The 23,532-nt window shown below is 39.4% G+C and carries 20 protein-coding genes; 14 read left to right on the top strand and 6 right to left on the bottom strand.

Annotation, left to right across the window (positions count from 1 at the left end):
• Positions 1 to 14: 14 nt before the first annotated feature.
• Positions 15 to 2,195 (bottom strand): methyl-accepting chemotaxis protein, encoded by a 2,181-nt coding sequence (locus HU823_RS16385; RefSeq protein ID WP_197222702.1) that lies wholly within the window; start codon positions 2,193 to 2,195, stop codon positions 15 to 17.
• A gap of 171 nt (positions 2,196 to 2,366) precedes the next feature.
• Here HU823_RS16385 and HU823_RS16380 point away from each other — a divergent pair, with 171 nt between their 5' ends.
• From HU823_RS16380 to murC, 7 genes are all read left to right on the top strand, one after another.
• A complete protein-coding gene (locus HU823_RS16380; protein WP_197222701.1) occupies positions 2,367 to 3,374 on the top strand; it encodes a PTS transporter subunit IIC in 1,008 nt (335 codons plus the stop codon).
• A 13-nt stretch (positions 3,375 to 3,387) separates the two neighbouring features.
• Positions 3,388 to 3,714: a thioredoxin family protein gene (locus HU823_RS16375; RefSeq protein WP_144698561.1), complete on the top strand. Its 327-nt coding sequence runs from the start codon at positions 3,388 to 3,390 to the stop codon at positions 3,712 to 3,714.
• 61 nt (positions 3,715 to 3,775) lie between these two features.
• Positions 3,776 to 4,201, top strand: a complete 426-nt coding sequence (gene queF, locus HU823_RS16370) for a preQ(1) synthase (protein WP_066396893.1) — start codon at positions 3,776 to 3,778, stop codon at positions 4,199 to 4,201.
• A 73-nt stretch (positions 4,202 to 4,274) separates the two neighbouring features.
• Positions 4,275 to 5,090, top strand: coding sequence for a DUF1444 family protein (locus tag HU823_RS16365; RefSeq protein ID WP_197222700.1), 816 nt, complete (start codon positions 4,275 to 4,277; stop codon positions 5,088 to 5,090).
• 143 nt (positions 5,091 to 5,233) lie between these two features.
• On the top strand, positions 5,234 to 7,945 hold the full coding sequence (locus tag HU823_RS16360) for a DNA translocase FtsK (protein WP_197222699.1): 2,712 nt from the start codon (positions 5,234 to 5,236) through the stop codon (positions 7,943 to 7,945).
• A gap of 346 nt (positions 7,946 to 8,291) precedes the next feature.
• Positions 8,292 to 9,389 (top strand): nicotinate phosphoribosyltransferase, encoded by a 1,098-nt coding sequence (locus tag HU823_RS16355; RefSeq protein WP_144698566.1) that lies wholly within the window; start codon positions 8,292 to 8,294, stop codon positions 9,387 to 9,389.
• Between the two features lie 217 nt (positions 9,390 to 9,606).
• Positions 9,607 to 10,914: a UDP-N-acetylmuramate--L-alanine ligase gene (murC, locus tag HU823_RS16350; protein WP_144698568.1), complete on the top strand. Its 1,308-nt coding sequence runs from the start codon at positions 9,607 to 9,609 to the stop codon at positions 10,912 to 10,914.
• 73 nt (positions 10,915 to 10,987) lie between these two features.
• Here the strand turns inward: murC and HU823_RS16345 are convergent, their stop codons facing one another.
• On the bottom strand, positions 10,988 to 12,100 hold the full coding sequence (locus HU823_RS16345) for an aminopeptidase (protein WP_144698570.1): 1,113 nt from the start codon (positions 12,098 to 12,100) through the stop codon (positions 10,988 to 10,990).
• Between the two features lie 177 nt (positions 12,101 to 12,277).
• On the opposite strand from HU823_RS16345, the gene HU823_RS16340 reads away from it, so the two are divergent.
• The 3 genes from HU823_RS16340 (at position 12,278) to ytxJ (ending at position 13,571) form a co-directional block, all read left to right on the top strand.
• Entirely contained in the window at positions 12,278 to 12,733 is a 456-nt protein-coding gene (locus HU823_RS16340) for a DUF948 domain-containing protein (RefSeq protein ID WP_066396872.1), read from the top strand.
• Complete coding sequence (locus HU823_RS16335; protein WP_191751970.1) at positions 12,734 to 13,150, top strand: YtxH domain-containing protein; 417 nt, start codon at positions 12,734 to 12,736, stop codon at positions 13,148 to 13,150. It abuts the gene before it with no gap.
• An 82-nt stretch (positions 13,151 to 13,232) separates the two neighbouring features.
• On the top strand, positions 13,233 to 13,571 hold the full coding sequence (gene ytxJ, locus HU823_RS16330; protein WP_144698574.1) for a bacillithiol system redox-active protein YtxJ: 339 nt from the start codon (positions 13,233 to 13,235) through the stop codon (positions 13,569 to 13,571).
• Between the two features lie 28 nt (positions 13,572 to 13,599).
• Here the strand turns inward: ytxJ and HU823_RS16325 are convergent, their stop codons facing one another.
• Positions 13,600 to 15,753, bottom strand: a complete 2,154-nt coding sequence (locus HU823_RS16325) for a cell division protein FtsA (RefSeq protein ID WP_197222698.1) — start codon at positions 15,751 to 15,753, stop codon at positions 13,600 to 13,602.
• A gap of 121 nt (positions 15,754 to 15,874) precedes the next feature.
• Here HU823_RS16325 and HU823_RS16320 point away from each other — a divergent pair, with 121 nt between their 5' ends.
• The 3 genes from HU823_RS16320 (at position 15,875) to HU823_RS16310 (ending at position 18,942) form a co-directional block, all read left to right on the top strand.
• Positions 15,875 to 16,963: a bifunctional 3-deoxy-7-phosphoheptulonate synthase/chorismate mutase gene (locus HU823_RS16320; protein ID WP_197222697.1), complete on the top strand. Its 1,089-nt coding sequence runs from the start codon at positions 15,875 to 15,877 to the stop codon at positions 16,961 to 16,963.
• A gap of 254 nt (positions 16,964 to 17,217) precedes the next feature.
• Positions 17,218 to 18,219, top strand: coding sequence for a catabolite control protein A (gene ccpA, locus HU823_RS16315; protein WP_144698580.1), 1,002 nt, complete (start codon positions 17,218 to 17,220; stop codon positions 18,217 to 18,219).
• 21 nt (positions 18,220 to 18,240) lie between these two features.
• Positions 18,241 to 18,942 (top strand): 5'-methylthioadenosine/adenosylhomocysteine nucleosidase, encoded by a 702-nt coding sequence (locus tag HU823_RS16310; RefSeq protein WP_197222696.1) that lies wholly within the window; start codon positions 18,241 to 18,243, stop codon positions 18,940 to 18,942.
• A gap of 239 nt (positions 18,943 to 19,181) precedes the next feature.
• On the opposite strand, the gene HU823_RS16305 is transcribed toward HU823_RS16310, so the two are convergent.
• Genes HU823_RS16305 through HU823_RS16295 form a run of 3 tightly spaced genes read right to left on the bottom strand, consistent with a single transcriptional unit; the run spans position 19,182 to position 21,653 of the window.
• A complete protein-coding gene (locus HU823_RS16305; RefSeq protein ID WP_197222695.1) occupies positions 19,182 to 20,336 on the bottom strand; it encodes an acetoin utilization protein AcuC in 1,155 nt (384 codons plus the stop codon).
• On the bottom strand, positions 20,326 to 20,976 hold the full coding sequence (locus HU823_RS16300; RefSeq protein ID WP_144698585.1) for an acetoin utilization AcuB family protein: 651 nt from the start codon (positions 20,974 to 20,976) through the stop codon (positions 20,326 to 20,328). The genes HU823_RS16305 and HU823_RS16300 overlap by 11 nt, the downstream gene beginning before the upstream one ends.
• A 44-nt stretch (positions 20,977 to 21,020) precedes the next feature.
• Complete coding sequence (locus HU823_RS16295; protein ID WP_197222694.1) at positions 21,021 to 21,653, bottom strand: GNAT family N-acetyltransferase; 633 nt, start codon at positions 21,651 to 21,653, stop codon at positions 21,021 to 21,023.
• Positions 21,654 to 21,813: 160 nt separating this feature from the next.
• Between HU823_RS16295 and acsA the strand changes: the two genes are divergently transcribed.
• Positions 21,814 to 23,529 (top strand): acetate--CoA ligase, encoded by a 1,716-nt coding sequence (acsA, locus tag HU823_RS16290; RefSeq protein WP_197222693.1) that lies wholly within the window; start codon positions 21,814 to 21,816, stop codon positions 23,527 to 23,529.
• Positions 23,530 to 23,532 lie beyond the last annotated feature (3 nt).

The raw sequence follows: 23,532 nt of genomic DNA, 5'->3' as shown, positions 1-23,532 counted from the left end.
CCGGGTTTTAAAATTTAATCTTTTTTAGTTTCACGATCTAAAGAATGAACAAACTCCGTATCATTCTCTATTTCCTCTATGTCAACATGGTGATCAGGAGTTACTTCTGTCTCTGCTTCAATTTCTTCTCTGTAATCATCGTCTTGAGCTATAAACTCTTCTGCATCACTATCATCAACTGTTGCTGCTGCTTCATGGTAAGTATCGATAAATCCTACCTCTTCATCAGCGATTAGAGATTCTCTTTCACCTAAAGAAAATTGATCTACCTCTTCTTGCAATGTGAGTGCAATTTCTTGCAGTTCTGTTGCAGCAATGTTCACTTGGTGGATGGCTTCTTTTTGGTGAATGCTTGAAGCGCTAACTTGTTCACTCGTAGCAACAGATTCTTCTGATATCGCACTTACTTCAAAGAGCTTTTCAGATAAGTTTTCATTAGCGGATTCAACCCGGCCGATCGCACTTTTTACTTGAGAGATTCTTCCGTTAATCTGAGATACATTTTGAATGATACTTGAGAACGCTTTTTCTGTCTGTTGAACAGATTCAACTTGATCAACACGATATTGTTCAAAGCGCACCGTTTCTTTTGATAAAAGTTCCATCTGATTCGTCATCGACTTAACAAGTTGCTGAATTCTTAGCGCTTCGTTCTTAGAACGTTCTGCAAGCTTTCTTACTTCACTGGCAACGACCGAAAAGCCTCTGCCGGCTTCACCAGCTCTTGCGGATTCTATGGCTGCATTAAGTGCAAGAAGATCTGTACTTCCAGCTATCTCTTGAATCGTTTCAACAATGGAATTAATCTGTTTGGATTGATTACTCGCATCTTGAATTTCTGAGATGAGACTTTGAGCTAATTCTAAAAAGTTCTCAGAATGGGTATTTAGTTGATGAACGATACTCGATCCGGCTTTTCCATCGTTCTCGGCTTGAATAGCATCTGAAGCGATCTCATCACTGATCGAAGCCGTTTCTTTAATATATCCGGTCACATCAGACAGGAGAAGAGTACATTCTTGCAAATGATCAGCTTGACTTTGAGCCCCTGTTGCTACTTGTGAGATCGCTTCTGTCACTTCATCACTCTGTGCGGTAGTCTCTTCTGATACAGCTGCTAAATTTTGAGATGAACTCGTAAGTTTCTCGGCTGCATCTCTCACTTCGTTCATTGATTTTTGCATTTTTTCAGCCATACGATTGAAAGTTTGAGCTAGTTCTCCCATTTCATCCTTAGAATTAGTCTCTACGCGGTAAGACAGATCACCATCACCAATAATGGAAGCACCTTCTTTTAGAACCGAGATAGAAGATTGTATAGAGCGTAATAGCCAAACACCGATCACACTTAGTATTGATAAGATTACGATACTTAATCCTATTAAACTAATCGTTAGCCAGAACTTTACTGATTTTTGACTTTTTATCAGTTCTGCGTTTTCTTTCTGTAATTTGCTCTCTGCATCTTTTGTTGATTGATCTACAACATTTGCGATCTTTTCAAAAGTTGAAATATCATCCCCGATTTTTTTTGTGATCGTTTGGATCGTATCTGCAGAGGTTGTATATTTTAATAAGTTTGATTTAAAAGTAGACAACTGATCGGCTGGCAAATTTTTTTCATCCAACATTCGATCAAACGTTTGAGCACTTTCTTTAAAGTTTTCAACAGTCGTACTGTCATATTTTATATGTACTTCTTTTTCATACGTTTGCATCTGTAACAATGTGATCAATAATGCTTGGTCGTTCATCGCTTTTACAGAAGCATAAAAGTTGTTAGATGTCTCTGTCATCATCTGTTTTAACGCATTAAGTTGAGTAGTAAGACTTGTGGCTGAATTAAATGATGTTTGATAAGCAGACAAGTCTTTTTCTATTCCTTTTAAAGAAGAACTATTCGTTTCTTTTGCTACTTTACTTGTTTCCTTTTGCAAGTCACTTAATGAAGTTAGCACCTTTTCTTTTGCCTCTGTGCTAGGATCTCTTAAATACTCTTGTTCAAGTTTACGCACTTCATTAAATTTACTCTGAATATCATTACTAGAACGTAATGTTAGTTGTACTGAATCTCTTTCTTCTTCCATTTGGGTGTTCTGCCATAAAAATAATCCAATAAATGCAAGTAATAGTACCATTCCGGCTAAACTGATGAAAAGCATCAGTCGCACTCTTCTTCGTATCGACAAGTTCATATGAATTCCCCCCTGCCATTTTATCGGTCTTTTTTGAATTATTTTAAGTTTCGAAGTAAAAAGAATTGTTTGTAAAACCAATTAACTTTACACCTGTCTTTACATGGGTTTAAAACAAGTTATAATGTTTGAGGGACATGTTTAACAGATTAGCTAAAGGAGTCATTTTAAATGAGGGATTTTCTAAATAAAAAAGGGGTAAGTCTTTCACCCAAAACGTATTTTATTACGGGGTTTCAATATTTTGCACTAGGATTGATGGCTTCGCTTATTATAGGATTGATACTTAAGACGATCGGTGAGCAACTCTCGCTGCCATTCTTTACAGATATGGGACAATTAGCGATGACTTTAATGGGTCCAGTGATTGGTACGGCTGTGGCGTACGGTTTAAAGGCGCCTCCACTCGTCATATTTTCAGCGGGTATAGCGGGGGCAGCAGGAGCCGATCTTGGGAGTGTAGCTGGATGTTATGTCGCGTCGTTAATAGCTGTAGAAGTAGGAAAGTTAGTATCTGAAGAAACAAAGTTTGATATTTTAATTACTCCTGCAGTTACCATTTTTACAGGTTTTACGATTGCTACATTTATTGGGCCGGGAATCGATCAATTCATGAAGGCGTTTGGCCAACTCGTTATGTGGTCGACTGATCAGCGTCCTCTAATTATGGGGATCTTAGTAGCTATATTGCTCGGATTTGCATTGACAGGTCCGATTTCATCAGCAGCAATAGCAATGATGCTTGGTCTTGAGGGGCTAGCGGCTGGTGCAGCAACGATTGGTTGTGCGGCACAAATGATTGGGTTTGCCACAAGTTCATACCGGGAAAATGGATTCGGAGGCTGGCTTACCCAAGGAATCGGAACATCAAAACTACAGTTTCCTAATGTCGTGAGAAATCCGTATATTTTAATACCACCAACGGTTGCGGGAATCTTATTAGCTCCCATCGGAACACTTTATTTTCAGATGGAGAATATTCCAGCAGGAGCAGGGATGGGTACAAGTGGTCTAGTAGGGCAAATTATGACGCTCAGGACGATGGGCTTTACCTTTGAAACGTTTCTTGCTATATTTATTTTGCATTTTATAGGTCCAATTATCATTAGTCTGATACTTTCAGAATGGTTAAGAAAAAAAGGATATATTAAATTCGGCGATATGAAGCTGAATCAATAAGGAGACGATCATAATGGAAAACATGAAATCGATCGAACAATTTAAAGAAGTAATTAAAAAGGACGTTACGATAGCTGTTTTTTCTGCAGATTGGTGCCCAGACTGTGTAGTAATCAAACCAATCTTGCCTGAAATCGAAGAAGAATATGCTAACTTTCAATTTGTATACGTAGATCGTGACGAACTGATCGAACTTTGTCAGGAGTTTGATATTTTTGGAATCCCTAGCTTCCTAGCATTCAAAGACGGCGAAGAGATCGGCCGTTATGTCAATAAAGAGAGAAAAACAAAAGAGCAGATTGTTGCCTTTTTAGAAGAGCTTAACATTCCTTCAAAATAGGTCAAAAGAGTATGCTATAATAACAAAAAATGATTTTTTTACGTGAAGGGAAGTTTTTTTGATGGCTAAAGTTGAAGTAAATCACAGCAAATATGAAGGTATTCGTTTTGACATCCAAGATGAGAACGTAATCCTTGTTGATATATTAGAAACCATTCCTTATGAGTATGTAGGAAAAGATACAATGGTAACTATTCCTACTACTGAATTCACATCTGTATGTCCTTGGTCAGGTCTACCTGACTTTGCTGATATTATCATCAGCTATATTCCAAATGAAGATCTTGTAGAAATGAAGTCTTTAAAGTATTACCTCACTTCATATCGTAACGTTGGAATCTACCAAGAGCATGCTACAAATCGTATTTTGGAAGATCTAGTAAAATTACTTAAGCCAAAGTACATTAAAGTAGTTGGAAACTGGAACGCCCGTGGCGGACTAGGAACAGAAGTAGTAGTAGAATATAAAGAAGAGAACAGCAAGTAAGTGAACAAAAACCTCCATTAGGAGGTTTTTCACGTTACGTGTAACCCGTTGTTTAGGAAAGGAGGATTCATAGATGAGCAGTACCATTAAACTAAAGAAAACTCTACAAGAGAAATTGATGAGTCCAACCCGAGAATTTTCATACGATAGAGAAGAGGAAACGCTTCGGATTACAAATAAGGAAACAGGTAAAGGTGTAACCTTATCACTTGGTGGGCTTAGTGCGCGCTGGTCAAAAGAAAAAGATGAGCTTATTGATAAACTGGTGTATTACGTAGAAGAAGGATTGAATGCCGCTTCTCATGAAGGAGAGCTTTCAAATACTTTATCACGCATCTTTCCAGTTATTCGTTCTGCATCCTTTCCTATGGAAACGTCAGATGGAGAAGAACTTTTTTATCAAGAGCACACAGCAGAGACAAGGATATATTATGCTTTAGACCTAGGCAAAACCTATAAGCTTCTTACGAATAATAAGATGAGGGAGTTAAAGGTTGAAGAGTCTCAAATACTTGATTCGGCAAAGTTCAATGTAAAACGTTTATCAACAGATCATAAAGAAGATCAAGTTGCTGGAAATACGTTCTTCTTTTTAAACCATAACGATGGATACGATGCGAGCAGAATTCTAAACATTGCTTTCTTAGAAGAGATGAAGAAGAAAATCTCTGGAGAAATGGCAGTAGCTATACCACATCAGGATGTGTTGATCGTTGCAGATATAAAGAATAAGCAAGGATACGATATCTTGGCTCAGATGGCGATGCAATTTTTTATGAACGGACGAGTGCCGATCACAGCTTTACCGTTTATGTATGACAACAAAGAGTTAGAACCTGTCTTTATTTTAGCCAAGAATAGACCAATAGAAGAAGAAACAACAGATTGATTGATAATAAAAGCCGCTAGATCATCTAGTGGTTTTTATTTCTTATCTTTTAACATGCATGTGCTATAGATGAATATTTATACTATTGTTTCTCTTCTATTTTCGCTACAATAAAGAAACAACCAACAGAAATAGGTGAGAAGATGAGTTGGATAAAAAAATTAATGAACACGTTTTTTGACGATGAAAATGAAGATGATTCCTTCTATGAGGAAGAGAGAACTAAAAGCCAGGAGCCTGTAAAAAAACAGCAATCGACTGAAAAAATGGAAAATAATCCGAGGACTAAACCAGCTCCTTTTGTAAGCAATGGAAGAAAACCGTCTCCATCAAATATTCAGCATCCTGCGAAAATGCTGCACAAGTATCCCGAGAATGCACCATTTCGTTTTCCTGTGATCCCTGATGAAAAAACGGTAAAACCAACTGCACAAAGACATACATATCAGCAGAAAGAGACACACTCGTATAAAGATCCTGTTAGGGATGAAAAGTCATACAGAGAAGAACGTCCTGTTCGTGAGCAACGTACTCATCAAAATGAGAATAAAAGACCTAAAGGGAAGTCTTCAGGCTTTAACCAAGAACCAAAACGGCAAGCTTTCAAAGCTTCAAACGTTCCTTCACCTGTTTACGGATACGAAAGAAGAAATAACAAAAGTGATGCACAGATTAAGCCGGAACAAAAGGAAGCGACTCCTGAGGTGAAATCAAGGTTTACACCAACAGATGTTCCATCCCCTGTTTACGGATATGGAAAGAGAAAGCCTGAAGGTATTTTATTCATCGGCAGAGATATACCTGAAAAGGATTCTGTGACTGAAGAACTTTTAAAGTCTGTTGAAGAAGTTTTACCTGCTGCAACAACAGAAAGTTCAACGATTTCTCAAGAGCAAGAGATTGTAAGTGAGGCTTCTCATATTCAGAAGGCAAACAATAGCATCGTTGATCAAAGCCAAATACAAGTCGTAGAAGAAGTAATAGATACTAATCCGGATTTAGTAGATGAAGAACAGCCTATTAATTCTCTTGAAATGATAGTTGAGCCCGATATTGTCTATGTGTCAGAGGAGAATCACGAGGTTCACAATTTGAGTGTGGAGAAACAAAACCAAATCAGTGAACCTGTTGATGTGTCTGAAGTTGCTGAAAAAGGCACGGAAAGACCTGAGACACAGCCTGTTCAAGAGATAACTCCTAGTATAGTACAAGAAAAGCAAGAGCAAGAAAATGCAGTTAATGAACAAACACAGCCGAAGAAAGAAACCCCAAAAAGTGGCGGGCAATTCGTTCCTTTTAATGTGTTGATGCTAAAAAAGGACAGGAAGTCATTAACACGTCCTGTTTCAAAACCAGAAATTCAAAGGTCAGAGGGCAGACAAGCAACAAGAACTGAGTTAAACATCCATCAAAGAACTGAAGCTGTAAATAACCAGTTGTTTGTACCTTTGTCATTATTAAATAAAGCTAAGGTTTCACTCGAAGATGATGATCTTTGGTTAAACGAACAAAAGAACACACTTCAGTCAACACTGGATAACTTTAATGTGAATGCAAAAGTAGTTCACATGACAAAAGGTCCTGCCGTAACAAGGTTTGAAGTTCAACCTGCTCCAGGCGTTAAGGTAAACAAGATCACTAACCTTACAGATGATATAAAACTTAGTCTGGCTGCTCGTGACATAAGAATTGAAGCGCCGATTCCTGGAAAGAATGCAATTGGCATAGAAGTTCCGAACCAGCATAGCAGAGCGGTTTATTTACGTGAGATCATTGAAGATGATGTGTTTAAGGATTCAGCATCTTCCTTAACTGTGGCTCTCGGATTAGATATTTCAGGGGCACCTGTAGTGACCGATCTTCAAAAGATGCCTCACGGACTAATAGCAGGAGCGACAGGATCAGGAAAGAGCGTTTGTATCAACTCTATACTTGTGAGCTTGCTGTATAAAGCAAAGCCGGAAGATGTGAGATTGTTGCTTGTCGATCCTAAGATGGTCGAGCTTGCACCATACAATCACATTCCGCACCTAGTGACCCCTGTTATCACAGATGCAAAAGAAGCTACGGCTGCTTTAAAATGGGCGGTCGAAGAAATGGAACGTCGTTACGAAGAGTTTGCAAAAACAGGCGTACGAGAGATAAAGCGTTACAATCAAAAGATGGAAGAAGAGCAGCATTATAAAAACAAGATGCCGTATATTGTTGTAGTAATTGATGAGTTGGCTGACCTGATGATGGTTTCACCGCAAGAAGTTGAAGAAGCGATCTGCCGAATTGCTCAGAAAGCAAGAGCATGTGGTATCCATCTTCTACTTGCGACACAGCGGCCATCAGTAGATGTTATCACAGGACTGATCAAAGCCAATGTGCCAACTCGTACAGCATTCGCAGTTTCGTCCGCGATCGATTCACGGACCATTCTAGATATGAGTGGTGCAGAACGATTATTAGGACGAGGCGATATGCTCTTTATGGAGAATGGCTCGAACAAAGCGGTGCGTATTCAAGGAACGTTCGTATCTGATGAAGAAATTGAAGAAGTAACACGATACGTAAAAGAAGAGTATCAAACAGAGTATCTTTTTACTCGTGAAGAACTGATTCAGCATCAGCAAACAACAGAAGTAGAAGACGAACTTTTTGAAGAAGCTTGTTATTATGTTATTGAAGTAGGTGCAGCATCCTCTTCTAGCTTGCAGCGAAGATTTAGAATTGGTTACAACCGTGCCGCAAGATTAGTAGACATGATGGAAAGCTTCGGCCTCGTCTCTGAAACGATGGGAAGTAAACCAAGACATGTTCTTCTTACACAAGAAGAACTAGAGAATCGATTATATAGCGGTGTTGAGTAATAAGTTTATAGGAAAGAGCTGATTGTGGGGCACGCCTTACATCGGCTCTTTCTTTTTATAAGCAGATTGGCTTAGTCTGCAATTTAACAGAAAGTAAGGATATCGGCAAAAATAAAATTATATCGGCAAGAAACAGATTTTATCGGCAAGAAAAAGCTTTTTATCGGCAAGTTTCCGATTATATCAGCAAATTTGACATATTATTAATTTTTTTACGCTTTCTCGATAAGAACCGCAGTTAACTATCAAATGATTTTCTTGAGTTATTGTGCCTTGTTCGCTATTATAGTGTGGGGAATAGTTCCCTTTCTTTTATACCTTGGAATAAGTCATGAGGAGTAAATTAATGAAAGAGATAGAATTAAAGCTGCAAGGAAAAATCAAGCGGCTCACGAATAAAACATTTAAATTCGATGAACGGATCAGAGAAGGTTGGTTCTCTGCTGTTTATTTTCTTAAAACATGTGAGATTGTAGAATCATTCAAACCAGATAATATCGTAACCATGCAGTTCTTTCAAAAGAGTGACGCCGTCTTGTGCGGTTCGGATGAAGCGATCGCTCTTATCAAAACGTTTGCTAAGGATGTAGATTCTTTAGAGATTCATTCTTTAAAAGATGGAGATAAGATTTCTCCGTTTGAAACAGTGTTGACGATCAAGGGCCCTTATCAAAACTTTGGTTTCTTAGAAGGAATGATCGATGGAATTCTAGCCAGAAGAACGTCCGTTGCAACGAATGTTTATAATGTTGTTAAAGCTGCTAGTAAATCTGGTGTTCAGAAGCCGGTCATCTTTATGGGAGACCGTGACGATCATTTTGCACAGCAAGCCGGAGATGGTTATGCATCATATATTGGTGGTTCAACCGCTCAAGCTACGCATGCGATGAATGAATGGTGGGGTAAAAAAGGGATGGGCACGATGCCACATGCTCTCATTCAAATCTTTAATGGCGATATTGTAGAAGCTACGAAAGCTTATCACGCAAAATACCCTGAAGACGATCTTATCTCACTTGTTGACTATAACAACGATGTGATTACAGATGCTTTAAAAGTAGCAAGAGAGTTTGGAGAGACATTAAAAGGGGTAAGGGTTGATACCTCACGAACGATGGTCGATCAATATTTCTTTAGAAACCCTGATGTACTAGGTTCGTTTGATCCGAGGGGTGTGAATCCAGAACTGATCTTTGCACTTCGAAAAGCGCTGGATGAAGAAGGCTTCCAACATGTTAAAATCGTTGTCAGCGGTGGATTTAAAAAAGAAAGAATCGAGCAGTTTGAAGAACAAAAAGTACCCGTAGATATTTATGGGGTAGGCAGCAATCTATTAAAGATCAATATTGGGTTTACCGGTGATAACGTTATGATGAATGAACAGCATCAAGCAAAAGCAGGAAGAATCTATCGCCATAATCCAAGACTAGAGCTAGTGGAATAACTGCTATTATTATTTTGGAGAAGTTGGGAAAAATAGATAAAAAGCTCTATTAGACTTTTATCATTTGTCTATCATGGTGAACGGACAACAACTTTGCTATAATGATTCAAGTATTCCGAATCAAGCCTGACTGTGCATAAATAACCGTTTCAAACAGCAGGCATATAATAATACAAATAGGCCTTTTAGAAGGTGTTCTTTTTGTGGAGGGCTATACATGACAAAATACCATTTTATTGGAATTAAAGGGACAGGAATGAGCCCGTTGGCACAAATTCTTCATGACAATGGTCATGATGTTCAAGGTTCTGATATTGAACAATTCATCTTTACTCAGACAGCACTTGAAGAAAAAAACATCCCGGTGTTACCGTTTGACAAGAACAACGTTGAAGAGGGTCAAACGATTATCGCAGGTAATGCTTTTGGCGAACAGCATGAAGAGATTCAAGCTGCAAATGAGAAAAATATTCCTATTCATAGATATCACCATTTCCTTGGAGAGTATCTATCTAACTTTACATCGATTGCAGTGACAGGATCACACGGAAAAACGTCAACAACAGGTTTATTAGCTCATGTTGTTGGTGCTGCTAAACCTACTTCTTATCTAATCGGTGATGGAACAGGTAAAGGTAGCAAGGGAAGTGAATACTTCGTGTTTGAAGCATGTGAGTATCGCAGACATTTCTTATCTTATAATCCGGACTACGCGATTATCACAAACATTGATTTTGATCATCCTGATTATTTTTCTGATTTAAAAGATGTAATCAGTGCATTCCAAGCGATGGCGATGCAGGTGAAAAAGGCGATCATCGCATGTGGTGATGATGCAAACCTTCAAGAGATTCATGCACAAGTGCCCGTCGTATTCTATGGCTTTGGCGATCATAATGATTTCCAAGCTAAGAATGTTAATCGTGGTGATGAAGGAACAACGTTTGATGTATTTGTTCGCAACACGTTTTATGGCACGTTCCAGATTCCTGGATACGGCACACATAACGTACTGAACGCACTGGCTGTCATTGCGATCTGTCATTATGAAACATTACCGATGGATATTATCAAAGAGCAATTGAAGAGCTTTACTGGTGTTAAAAGAAGATTCTCTGAAAAATCAGTTGGGGATCAAATCTTAATCGATGACTATGCTCATCATCCGACTGAGATTAAAGTAACGATTGAAGCAACTAAGTATAAGTACAAAAATCGTGAAGTGGTAGCTATTTTCCAACCACATACATTTACACGAACAAAGACGTTCTTAGACGAATTTGCAGCAGCACTAAGTGAAGCGGATCATGTTTACCTCTGCGACATTTTTGGTTCTGCAAGAGAGAATGCTGGAAATCTATCAATCGAGAATTTGATAGAAAAAATTCCAAACGCACAATTCATTACAGAAGATAAAGTGGATGTACTAAAAAAATACAAAGACGGTGTTTTATTGTTCATGGGTGCTGGAGATATTCAAAAGTTCCAAAGAGCATACGAAGAAACACTGACTGCAAAACCATAATAAAAAAAGACTTGCCAGCTGGCAAGTCTTTTTCTTTTAACCAAGCCAATGTTTTTATGGAGAAGGCTTTTTCCTACTTTAAATTCTCAGGGTTTAATTGCTCTAATTCAGGCAGAACGAAAACGCCATCTTTACGGATCAACACATCGTCAAAGAAGATTTCCCCGCCGCCGTAATCAGGACGCTGGATCATGACCATATCCCAATGGATGTTTGATTCATTTCCGTTATACGCTTCTTCATACGCTTGACCAGGCGTAAAGTGGAAGCTGCCGTCGATCTTCTCATCGAAAAGAATATCTTTCATCGGATGTTTAATGAACGGGTTAACACCGATCGCAAATTCACCTACATAGCGAGAACCTTCATCCGTATCGAAAATTTTGTTGATGCGTTCTGAATCGTTTGCTGTCGCTTTTACAATCTTTCCGTTTTCAAACGTCAACTGTACATTTTCAAACGTAAAGCCGTTATATGGAGATGGCGTGTTATACGAAATCGTTCCGTTAACGGAATCTTTAACGGGAGCTGTGAACACTTCACCATCTGGAATGTTGTTTTGTCCTGAACATTTAATGGATGGAATATCTTTGATCGAAAACGATAAATCAGTTCCCGGCCCTGTTAAGCGAACTTTATCCGTCTTATCCATCAGATCTTTTAGTGCAGTCATCGCGTCATCCATTTTTCCATAGTCTAGGTTACATACTTCAAAATAGAAGTCTTCGAAAGCTTCTGTACTCATGCTAGCAGATTGAGCCATAGATGCGTTCGGATAACGAAGCACACACCATTTCGTCTTTTTGATACGAATCTTACGGTGCATCGCAAAGATCGTTTTTTCATAAAGTGCCATCTTCTCGGAAGGAACATCAGACATCTCGTTGATGTTGTCTCCTGAACGAAGACCGATATAAGCATCCATCTGGTTCATAAGATCACCTTCGTGCTTCGCGATCATTTCCATCTGTTCTTCAGTTGCTTGTGTGTATTGAGCGCGCATTACAGAATGGTCTTTTAGTAAAACGAATGGAAAACCGCCAGCGGCATATGCTTCTTGAACAAGTGCGTTCACGAGTTCTTTTTGCAGTCCAAAGTTTTCAATTAATACTTTCTCACCTTTTTGCAGGTTTACCGAATATGTAATCAAGTTTTTTGCTAGTTGTTGAATTCTTGGATCTCTCATGTTGAAGAAGCCCCCTATATATTTGATATCTTCTTTATTTTAACTTAATTTAAACAATTTGTAATGTTCTAGAAAAGGATTTTAATGAAGTGGCAAAGAATACTATTAAAAAACACGTTTCCTTTGATAAAAACTCGGGAAAAAGCAATAATATACTTTCAGGAGGTGTCTCGAATAATGGATATCATTATCTCAATCAGTGTAGCATTAGTCGCAGTTGCATTTGTCGTACTCGTTTATTTTTTATCAGGGGCTTTGAAATCTTTACAAATTACCCTCAATCATGTCGCGGTAACGCTAGAAAGTCTAGAGAAGCAATTAGATGGCGTAACGCGCGAGACAACCGATTTGTTACATAAAACAAACCAGTTAGCCGAGGATGTTCAAAAGAAATCAGATTCACTTAACAACGTGTTCTCTGCAGTTCAAGATTTCGGTCAATCCGTTCAAAAGGTGAACCAATCTGTTCGCAAAGTAACAGACCAGATTACGGTTGAAACAGAGCGACAGTCTAAGCAAATATCGCAAGCGGTTCAATGGGGAAATGCAGCATTGAATTTATGGGAAAAATACAAACTCAAAAAATCCAATGTTGAAACAACACAAAGACAATATTCTAGAGGAGGAGTGTAAATGAGCAACAACAACAATCAAAACATTGACAGCAAAGATTTTATTATCGGTGCTCTTGTTGGTGGTATGTTAGGGGCTGCAGCAGCGCTTTTATTAGCGCCTAAAGCAGGAAAGGAATTGCGCAGCGATCTGAATGAACAAGCTGTCTATCTAAAGGATAAAAGTAATGAGATCTCTCATTTGGCTCGTGAAAAATCCTCAAACATTGTTAAGACAGTATCAGAGCAGTCGAATCAAGTTGCAACAAAGGTAAAAGATCTTACTTCAAACCTTCGTAAAGACATCGATAAATGGCGTGCGAAAGAAGAAGAAAACGCGTCTGAACTGTATGGTGAGATTACAGACGATATCCAAGATGAAGGCAAATTAGACTATGATCCTGCTAATGAGCAAGAATTAGTCGAGCAAAAATATTGATAAGTAACGTGTGAATATGAAAAGATAAGAAAAAGAACTTGTTTCTTTTTCTTTTCTTTTTATGATGGAGGTAGAAATCGATATGTCACTTATTCAACTACAGAACGAACAAGATTGGAATCTAGTCAAAGAACAAAGAAACCGTATTATTTTGATGAAGAACAGTACAACATGTCCTGTGAGTCATGAAGCTTTTAAAGAATTCCAAAAGTTTGCAGCAGATAACGAGAACGAAACATTGTATTATTTGAACGTTCAAGATGCAAGGTCATTAAGCAATGCTATTGCAGAGCAAACAGGAGTGAAGCACGAATCTCCTCAAGTATTAATCTTCGATGGAGATAATGTGGTTTGGCATGATTCTCATTGGAACATCACAAATAAAAAGCTTGCACAAGCGAACGAAAAAACAAAAGCGTAGCAGAAATGCTACGCTTTTTTCTTCGTTTTTAAACAAGCATTTCAAATTTTAATAGCAATTCATCGCCTGTTTGAATCTCGGTTTGAAAGCCTGCCTTTTCTCCATTCTTTAACAGAATCAAGCTCTCACCAGGCTTTGGTTGGAGTATTAGTTCAACTTCTGTAAACACATCCTGAAAAATAAACGGTTGTAGATCTGTTTTTTTCATCAAAAGCCTTTCCTGATGATTAAGGACTGAATCCAAACGAAGCTTTTCTTCTTCCCGATAAAAGCTATAGAATGGCCGGACTAGAGTTAATTCTTCCTCGTTAAAAATAACCGTACATGATTGATGCAGATTTACGTCTAGAGCATCCGTTACATGTTTTAAAGTTACTTGCTCTTCCTCAGTAAGTTGATATTCTAATCGATCTCCATCATGCCATAATGTGTTCAGATTAACTCTTTGCTCGTTCAGATACACCGAATCAGTGAGTTTAGTTCGAATGGAAAGAGGCTTACCATCTACAAAAATAGTAAAATGCGTCCGTTTTGTTTCGCTGCTCCATTCTTTTAGATCAAATATATCTGAAAGGGTAGAAGGGAAACGATAATAGCAATCATCTCTATCTTGTATGAACGTATCTGCACATACACGTTGTTCATTAATAAAATAATGAGTTTCAAACGTCTCAGCTTTACCGTTCACCCACAACGTTTTTGCAATGTGATCGTTATAAGCTTCTTGAATGGAAACCTTTGCATCCTCGCCGTTTTGTCCTGATTCATAATGAATCATAGCACCCTCTAAGATTTCATCTGACAGCGTGCATGAAACGCCATTCATCTCAATGGAAGGAGCTGAACCGATCTTTCCTTTAAATATCTTCACTTCACCATTTAACCGAACCATCAATCCCATTCCAGGTTTACCGTAAAGCTTAGAAAGATCAGCTCCTCCAGCAATCAAGGCATCACCAATCGTAAGTTTTTTCACTTGAAACAAACGTATTGTCTTTCCATTTACAGAGACGGTTACATATTTAACCGGATTTTCTTTAGCTGCAATACCGATACCTACAGGTGTTACGAGTTCAGGACCTTCTTCTTTTAAGGAAGGGATCAAGGATTGGATAGCGTTAAGCCCTCGAATCGCTACGCGTTCAATAGGCAGATTTAGTATTTCAGCAATTTTCTCACGTAATAGAGGTGTTAGACTGCCTCCTCCAACAAGCATGATCGCCTGAGGTGCCTTGGCGTTCAACTGAAGAATTTCCTTCGTAATTCCATCTGCTAAACTTTCTATGGAATACTCAATCATCGAGATGACTTCAGATGTGTCTTTTTGCGATGGGAACCCTAAGATATCAGTATAGGTTACAACTGCTTCTTCTGTTAATGATCGTTTAAGCTGCTCAGCTACAGGAAAATCTAACAAAAAAGCAGAACTGATGGCTTCTGTAATTTCATCTCCTGCGACCGGAACCATACCATACGCAATTACTGTCCCTTGTGCGGTAATCGCGATATCTGAAGTACCTGCTCCAATGTCAACAAGAGCTACATTTAACTTACGCATAGAAGGCGGAATAAGCACATTAATGGCTGCGATTGGTTCTAACGTTAGAGCTTCCATTTCAAGCCCAGCTTCGTCTAGAGCTTTCATTAAAGAATCAACAACGACTCTTGGTAAGAAAGTAGCGATTACTTCCACACTAGCTCTGTTACCTTGCTGACCGATAAAGCTCCCGATCTCCTGCTCGTCGAGGTAATAATGCAGAACAGAATATCCAACGCAATCGTAGAGTAAATTCGAGTTCTCATCCAATAGGCTCGCTAACTGGTATTGAGCCTGTTGAACGGCTGCAAGTTCCATATGGATCACTTCTTCATGTGAAGAGATATCTTCAAGTGAAAGATCTTTTTCAGAACGGCCTTTCATGGTCTTAAGAGCTCGCCCTGCTGCAGCAACGCAAACCTTTGTAAGTGGGCCGACTTCAAGTTCAAGCTCATTCTTTATCTTTCGGATCACTCTGGAAACAGCTGGGATATGGTGGATCTGACCATCAAGCATAGATCGCTCTTCATGTTCGATCATTTTTTTATGTAAAATCTCATACTTTCCGTTTTCATGCTGTTTTAAAATCATACCGACCACGGAACGTGTACCGATATCTAATGCGAATAAAAGATTTTTGTCCACGAAGGCACCTCTTTTTGTTACGATAGATGTATAGGTAGTCTTATAAGTTGATTAGAAAACGTCCCAATTATTAGAAATGTATCATATTTCTTACATTATATAAATACTGAGGTGCTCATATATGAATCATCTAGAGTTAAGCACGTTACGAACCGAGCTTGATGAAGTAAATAAAGAATTGTTAGCATTGATCAATAAACGAGGTGAGCTTGTACAGCGAATCGGTAAGATTAAATCCGATCAAGGTATGAAGAAGTACGATCCTGTTAGAGAAAGGCATATGTTAGATCTCGTTTCATCAGAGAACCAAGGACCCTTTGAAACGAGTACACTTCACCATCTTTTTAAAGAAATATTTAAAGCAGGTCTCGAATTACAAGAAGTGAATCACAAAAAAGAGCTTCTTGTCTCGAGAAAACAAAGACCTGAAGATACGGTTATTTCTGTTAAAGGTCTGGAGATCGGAAACGGAAATCCTATTTTAATTGCTGGGCCGTGTGCTGTAGAAAGTTTCGGACAAACAGCTTCAGTCGCAGAAGCTGTTACGAAGAATGGTGTGAAGTTGTTACGAGGCGGAGCGTTCAAACCTCGAACGTCACCTTATGATTTCCAAGGTTTAGGCGTGGAAGGACTTCAGATTCTGAAAAAAGTGGCAGATGAATACAATTGTGCGGTAATCAGTGAAATCGTCCATCCCCAAGACCTTGATATGGCATGTGAGTATTTAGACATCATTCAAATTGGTGCTAGAAACATGCAGAACTATGAGCTGTTAAAAGCAGCTGGAAGGCTCAATAAGCCTGTTTTGTTAAAAAGAGGACTCGCTGCAACACTTGATGAGTTCATCAACTCAGCTGAATATATCATGTCACAAGGAAATGGACAGATCATCCTTTGTGAAAGAGGTATTCGAACGTATGAACGAGCAACGCGAAACACGTTGGATATTACAGCGGTTCCCATTTTAAAACAAGAGACACATCTGCCTGTGTTTGTAGATGTCACGCATTCAACAGGGAGAAAAGATTTGCTCCTTCCAGCTGCAAAGGCGGCTTTTGCAATCGGTGCAGATGGGGTGATGGCAGAGGTACATCCAGACCCTGCCGTAGCTTTGTCGGATGCTGCACAGCAGATGAACATCGAAGAATTTCAAAAGTTTGTTGAAGAACTTGTTTCTTCTCGTTTTCTTAAACTAAACCAGATGGTTTAATAAGTAGAGGACCGGTCAGCTTTTTGTGATAAATGCTGCCGGTTTTTTTTATATCAAGAACCACTCTGAAAAAGTGTATGATTCTGCCTATTTTCGCCAAAAATAAGTAAAATAGGTGCATTTTATTTTATTCTTTTTTTAATGTATGAATAAATGGTGAAACATGTCTCTATTCGTTGCCTACTTTACTACTTTATCGTATGATAATAGCATTACATAGCTGTCGGATATGCAGTATATAAGGAGGATTTTTTTTGAATACAACAATTTATGATGTAGCTCGTGAGGCAGGTGTCTCAATGGCAACGGTTTCTCGTGTTGTTAACGGAAACCCAAACGTCAAGCCATCTACTAGAAAGAAAGTGCTTGAAGCGATTGAAAGGTTAGGTTACCGCCCGAATGCAGTAGCCCGAGGATTGGCAAGTAAGAAAACAACAACGGTCGGCGTTATCATTCCAGATATCTCTAGCATCTTTTTTGCGGAACTCGCTCGTGGTATTGAAGATATTGCAACCATGTACAAATACAACATTATCCTTTGTAACTCTGATCAGAACAAGGAAAAAGAGATTCATCTGTTAAACACTTTACTAGGTAAGCAGGTAGATGGAATTGTATTCATGGGCGGGAAGATTACAGAAGAGCATGTAGAAGAATTCAAACGTGCAGCTGTTCCAATCGTTATGGCAGCTACAGTTGATATGAACGAGGAAGTCCCATCTGTAAACATCGACTATCAAAATGCTGTTTATGAAGCGGTTTCTCACTTGCTTGAAAAAGGTCATTCTTCAGTTGCGATGGTAACAGGACCACTAGAAGACCCAATCAACGGCTATTATAAGTTCAATGGTTACCGTAAAGCGTTAGAAGAACATGGTAAAAAGGTTGATGAGAGTCAAGTATTTGTTGGTGAATACACATATGATTCTGGAATCGAAGCGATCGAAAGCTTCTTAGACAGTGGAAACAAACCTTCAGCTGTTTTTGTAGGTACGGATGAAATGGCATTAGGTGTGATTCACGGTGCACAAGACCGAGGTTTGAGCGTGCCGGAAGATCTTGAAGTAATCGGATTCGATAACACAAGACTGGCTACGATGGTTCGTCCAACATTATCAACAGTCGTTCAACCGATGTATGATATCGGAGCGGTAGCGATGCGCTTGTTAACAAAACTGATGAACAAAGAAACGGTTGAAGAACATACGGTAGTATTGCCTCATCGTATTCAATTCAGAGATTCTACAAAACAATAACGAAGTGTTGAGGTGGGCGAAGTGAGAATTGGCATCATCGGTGCGATGGACGAAGAAATCGTTTATATGAAAGAGGCACTGGATATCTATGGGGAAAGTGTTTTTGCTCAAAATAAATTTTATGAAGGCACACATCATAACAAAGAGGTCGTTTTATGTAAGTCTGGGGTTGGGAAAGTAAATGCAGCGATTACCACACAGATTCTTATTGATCGCTTCCAAGTCACTCATGTTCTTTTCACAGGAGTAGCAGGTGCGCTTGATCCTGAACTAGAAGTAGGAGATATTGTTATCTCGTCGAGTGCGATGCAGCATGATATGGATGCGTCTGCATTGAGCCCTGATTTTCCAAAAGGAACGATTCCGATGTTTGCGTTTGATTCTGAATTTAGAGCAGATGCCGAGCTAGTAAAACTGGCAGAAACAGCAGCAGAACGATTACAAGGACCGCAAGTGAAGATCGGCAAAGTACTTAGCGGTGATCAGTTTATCGCTGATCGAGAACTGGTTGAAGTCTATTCTGCTCTATTTAACGGAACTTGTATCGAAATGGAAGGATCAGCAGTGGCACAGGCTTCATTCTTAAATGAAGTACCATTCGTGATCATTCGCTCGATCTCTGATAAAGCAAACGGTGAAGCACCCGCTAGCTTTGCAGAATTCACAGCATTAGCTGCACGCCGTTCGTCAGATATGGTAGAAACGATTATAGAATCATTATAGGTAGTGTTTTTTGGAGAACTGATCCCGTCAATGGAGGGGTCAGTTTTTTTGTTGTGGGTCATGGGTTTGTCGAAAAGTGGTTAAAAATTTTTATCCGTGAAATTAATTTGAATTACCGTGAAATTAATTCTATTTACCGTGGATATATTTTCGATTACCGTGAAATTATAAATATGCACATTAGAAAATATGGCTTGAAAGTATAAAGAAAGAGGACTAAACGACATAGTCCTCTTTTTCTATGAACTCTTTTTAATGGAATATAAGCTTTTTTCCAAGGTTGCTCTGTTTTTGGATGTAATCTCATCTTTTCTTGGAATGGGTTTATAGATTCCGGATTCATCTTCCCATGTAGGAGGAAGAGGATGCTTCGCCTCGCTTGTCCAACGCTTTAGCCAGTTCTCTGCGATCTGTCCGGAAGGTGCTTGATCGTTCATCACACACCATAAATAAGACCACGCACGAGGAACGACACGCCAAATATCATATCCGCCACCGCCTGTTGCAATCCAGCGGCCGCCACAATATTTTTCTGCGACTTTCTTTGCGATCCTTGGAATTTCCGTATAGGTTTTCATTGTTACAGATAAATGTGTTAAAGGATCATAATAATGAGCATCAACACCGTTTTGCGTAATGATGACATCCGGTTTAAAGAAATCTGCAACTTCCCACAAGCTTTTTTCATAGCACTCTAAGAAGGATTCATCTTCTGTAAAGGCATCAACAGGAACATTAAAGGAAAAGCCATACCCTTTTCCAGCTCCTTTTTCATGGATGGATCCTGTTCCAGGAAATAAGTAGCGTCCGGTTTCGTGGATGGAAAGTGTACAAACATCTGGATCATCATAAAAAGCCCATTGTACACCATCACCATGATGAGCATCTGTGTCGACATATAAAACACGTGCATTGTATTTTCGTTTCATATATTCAATTGCGATTGAGCTGTCATTGTAGATACAGAACCCAGAAGCTTTTCCTCTAAAACCGTGATGCAGTCCTCCGCTAAGGCTAAGAGCATGCTTGGACTTTCCTTCCATGACATAATCAACAGCAGTCAGCGTGGCACCAACGATCCAACTGCTTGCTTCATGCATGTTAGGGAAAATAGGTGTATCTTCTGTACCTAGTCCATAGTTGAGAGCGATCTCCCGATTAAGCTGTCCTCTTCCGGCTTGTTTTACAGCTTCTACATATCCTGAATCATGAATCAACATGATCTCTTCATCTGTTGCTTGTCTGGGCTTGATGATCTGATCGTCATCCAAACAACCTGAATCTCTTAACAACTCATAAGCAAGCTGAACTCTAAGCTGATTGAAAGGATGAGAGTCACTGAACTTGTATCCTAAAAGATCTGGTGAATAAACAAAAACGGAATCATTTTTCATCGCGTTCACCGGGAACAGGTGGCCACTTCACTTCATAGCCGTTATCAATCAAGTGTTCGATGACAGGAAGCGGGTTCATTGTTCCAACTCGAAATACGATAATCTTTTCTCGCTCATTATGAGAAGGATAGACAAGCACAGAGCTGATGTTCAAGTGGAAATCTTTCAAGACACTTGCTACCTTAGCCAGTTCTCCAGCTTCGTTCGGTACGGCAACCTCTAGATGAGACCCAGGCTGATGGGTGCCAGTTAAAAGGATGAAAGCATGCAGCATCTCTCGTTCGGTTACAAGACCGACTAACTTTGTCTCTTCAAGTACAGGAATACAGCTCACATTATGTTCATAAAAAATTGTGGAAAGTTCTTCTGCAATGTCAAAAGGATGAGCTGAAAAGATGGCTTGTTTCATGATGCTTGAAACAGGCTTCTCAAAATCTTCTGGATGCTCGTTCTGGTGAAAAATAGATGGACTGGCATCCTTCACTTCGCGATCTGTAACAAGTCCCAGTAAATCTCCGTTGTTATCAATGACAGGCAAGTTTCTAACGTCTTTCTCAAGCATTAACTGAATGGCTGTACCGATCGTTTCGTTTTCATGAATCGTTACAACATTCTTCTGCATCATATTTTGAACGATCATATCGTAACACTCCCATTTGATTTCTCTCTATTCTACTGATTAGATTAGTACATAAAACGATTCTTAAAACGCAGCCGATCGAACTGTTGAATCGTGTCTAAGCCAATTCTTTTTCCGATGCGGACCATCAAACAATTGGCTGGGTGCGAACTGATCTCAGGATCATCTGTTGCCATATACTCCAGGTCACCTGCGTTCATCATCTTTTCCATGACTTTTCGGTAATCCCAAACCGATAGTTTTGTCCCTTTTAAGTCCCAGTGCCAATAGTATTCTGTCGTGATAATAATATAATCTTCCATGGCATCATCCATCATGGATACTTTTAATAGTGTTTTACCAACTTTAAAATTGCGATAATCAGGTATGACCTCAATCGCACCTAATTCTAGTAGATTTTCCATGTTTCCTTCAGACCATCGTTCTAGTGGATCTGGATAGACGTATGTAACATAACCGATAACGGTATCCTTATTTCTAGCGATAATGATTCTTCCTTCGGCAAGTCTAGCGATTTCAGTAACAGCTTTCTTTTGCTCTTGAGCTGGTCTGAATGCTTTTAGATCTTCATGAAAATAAAGACCCTCTAACGTTTCAGCTGATACAGGCCCTTCTACCGTAATGGTTCCATGACTCGTCTTTAGTGCTACACAGTTGTATGTTTTGGTATGTTTCATTTTTACACCACCTAGGTTGGTTTCCAACTTCTATTATACATCATAAATCATCGTTGTAAGGGTTTACACGACCGTTTTTATAGATAGTTCTAATAAGTTAAAAAATTTAGATAATATGATATAATTAAAGAGATATTCAAAAGGGAAGGGAGATTTAGCAATGAAACTGGAAGCGCTTCCGATTATAAAAGGTGATTTTAATCTACAAGATTATGAGGCTATATACGGAGCATTTGATTGGAAAGACATTGAAAAAGAATTCTCCTGGCACAAAACAGGACGAGTCAATATGGCATATGAAGCTATAGACCGTCATGCAGCATCCCATCGTAAAAACAAAGTAGCTCTCTACTTTTCAGATCAAAAAAGAGATGAGAAGTATACGTTTAAAGACATGAAAGAGATGTCTAACAAAGCAGGTAATATGTTACGCCAAATAGGTGTTGAAAAAGGAGATCGCGTCTTCATCTTCATGCCACGTTCACCGGAACTTTACTTTACGTTTCTTGGAGCAATCAAGCTTGGAGCGATTGTTGGTCCATTGTTTGAGGCGTTCATGGAGGGAGCAGTAAGAGATAGACTTGAAGATAGTGAGGCTAAAGTGCTTGTAACTACGCCAGCCCTTTTAGAGCGTGTCCCAGTCGATCAACTTCCGAAATTGAAGAATGTTATTTTGGTAGGAGAAGATGTTAAAGAAGAGGGACCGTATGTAAGTTATTTTGATCGTATGAAAAAAGCATCAAAAGATTTAGATATTGAATGGGTTGATCGAGAAGACGGATTGATCCTTCACTATACATCCGGATCGACGGGTAAACCAAAAGGTGTGCTTCATGTTCATAATGCGATGCTTCAGCATTTCCAAACTTCAAAATGGGTACTAGATCTAAAAGAAGAGGATGTGTACTGGTGCACGGCAGATCCCGGCTGGGTGACAGGGACTTCTTATGGCATATTCGGGCCATGGTTGAACGGCACGTCAAGTGTCATTCGCGGTGGACGTTTCTCACCTGAAGATTGGTATGGTACGATTGAAAATTATGGTGTAACGGTCTGGTACAGTGCTCCAACCGCTTTTCGTATGTTGATGGGTGCTGGAGACGAAGTGGTAAAGAAATTTGATATGTCTTCGCTTCGACATATTTTAAGTGTAGGTGAACCTCTAAACCCTGAGGTTGTTAGATGGGGAATGAAGGTGTTTAACTTGCGTATACATGACAACTGGTGGATGACGGAAACAGGTGGACAGCTGATCAGTAACTATCCAGCGATGGAGATTAAACCTGGATCGATGGGGAAACCGTTCCCAGGAATTGAGGCAGCGATTATTGACGACCAAGACAACATCTTACCTCCGTATCGAATGGGCAACCTCGCCATCAAAAAGGGATGGCCGTCCATGATGCGTGCGATCTGGAACAACCCAGAAAAATATGATTCATACTTCACGTCAGGTGGCTGGTATGTTTCCGGAGATTCTGCTTACATGGACGAAGATGGGTACTTCTGGTTCCAAGGCCGAATTGATGATGTTATCATGACGTCCGGGGAACGAGTAGGGCCGTTTGAAGTAGAAAGTAAGCTCGTCGAACACCCTGCTGTTGCAGAAGCAGGTGTAATAGGAAAACCCGATCCTGTTCGAGGAGAGATTATTAAAGCGTTCATCGCCCTTCGATCTGGCTATGAAGCAAGTGATGAGCTGATCGAGGAAATTCGTAGTTTTGTAAAAGCAGGACTTGCTGCACATGCAGCACCGCGTGAAATTGAATTCCGTGATAAGCTTCCGAAGACAAGAAGCGGTAAGATTATGCGACGTGTTCTTAAAGCGTGGGAGCTTGATTTACCGACAGGTGATCTTTCTACGATGGAAGATTAATAA

It is taken from the genome of Fictibacillus sp. 18YEL24 (assembly GCF_015903855.1).
GTDB classification, from domain to species: domain Bacteria; phylum Bacillota; class Bacilli; order Bacillales; family Fictibacillaceae; genus Fictibacillus; species Fictibacillus phosphorivorans_C.
Note: the sequence above shows the minus strand (reverse complement) of the source record. Positions and strands in the feature narration are given on the sequence as shown.

Excerpts from the sequence above, each read along its gene's own strand:
- HU823_RS16385 (WP_197222702.1), bottom strand. The coding sequence starts at position 2,195 with ATGAACTTGTCGATACGAAGAAGAGTGCGACTGATGCTTTTCATCAGT.
- HU823_RS16380 (WP_197222701.1), top strand. The coding sequence starts at position 2,367 with ATGAGGGATTTTCTAAATAAAAAAGGGGTAAGTCTTTCACCCAAAACG.
- HU823_RS16375 (WP_144698561.1), top strand. The coding sequence starts at position 3,388 with ATGGAAAACATGAAATCGATCGAACAATTTAAAGAAGTAATTAAAAAG.
- queF (WP_066396893.1), top strand. The coding sequence starts at position 3,776 with ATGGCTAAAGTTGAAGTAAATCACAGCAAATATGAAGGTATTCGTTTT.
- HU823_RS16365 (WP_197222700.1), top strand. The coding sequence starts at position 4,275 with ATGAGCAGTACCATTAAACTAAAGAAAACTCTACAAGAGAAATTGATG.
- HU823_RS16360 (WP_197222699.1), top strand. The coding sequence starts at position 5,234 with ATGAGTTGGATAAAAAAATTAATGAACACGTTTTTTGACGATGAAAAT.
- HU823_RS16355 (WP_144698566.1), top strand. The coding sequence starts at position 8,292 with ATGAAAGAGATAGAATTAAAGCTGCAAGGAAAAATCAAGCGGCTCACG.
- murC (WP_144698568.1), top strand. The coding sequence starts at position 9,607 with ATGACAAAATACCATTTTATTGGAATTAAAGGGACAGGAATGAGCCCG.
- HU823_RS16345 (WP_144698570.1), bottom strand. The coding sequence starts at position 12,100 with ATGAGAGATCCAAGAATTCAACAACTAGCAAAAAACTTGATTACATAT.
- HU823_RS16340 (WP_066396872.1), top strand. The coding sequence starts at position 12,278 with ATGGATATCATTATCTCAATCAGTGTAGCATTAGTCGCAGTTGCATTT.
- HU823_RS16335 (WP_191751970.1), top strand. The coding sequence starts at position 12,734 with ATGAGCAACAACAACAATCAAAACATTGACAGCAAAGATTTTATTATC.
- ytxJ (WP_144698574.1), top strand. The coding sequence starts at position 13,233 with ATGTCACTTATTCAACTACAGAACGAACAAGATTGGAATCTAGTCAAA.
- HU823_RS16320 (WP_197222697.1), top strand. The coding sequence starts at position 15,875 with ATGAATCATCTAGAGTTAAGCACGTTACGAACCGAGCTTGATGAAGTA.
- HU823_RS16305 (WP_197222695.1), bottom strand. The coding sequence starts at position 20,336 with ATGAAAAATGATTCCGTTTTTGTTTATTCACCAGATCTTTTAGGATAC.
- HU823_RS16300 (WP_144698585.1), bottom strand. The coding sequence starts at position 20,976 with ATGATCGTTCAAAATATGATGCAGAAGAATGTTGTAACGATTCATGAA.
- HU823_RS16295 (WP_197222694.1), bottom strand. The coding sequence starts at position 21,653 with ATGAAACATACCAAAACATACAACTGTGTAGCACTAAAGACGAGTCAT.
- acsA (WP_197222693.1), top strand. The coding sequence starts at position 21,814 with ATGAAACTGGAAGCGCTTCCGATTATAAAAGGTGATTTTAATCTACAA.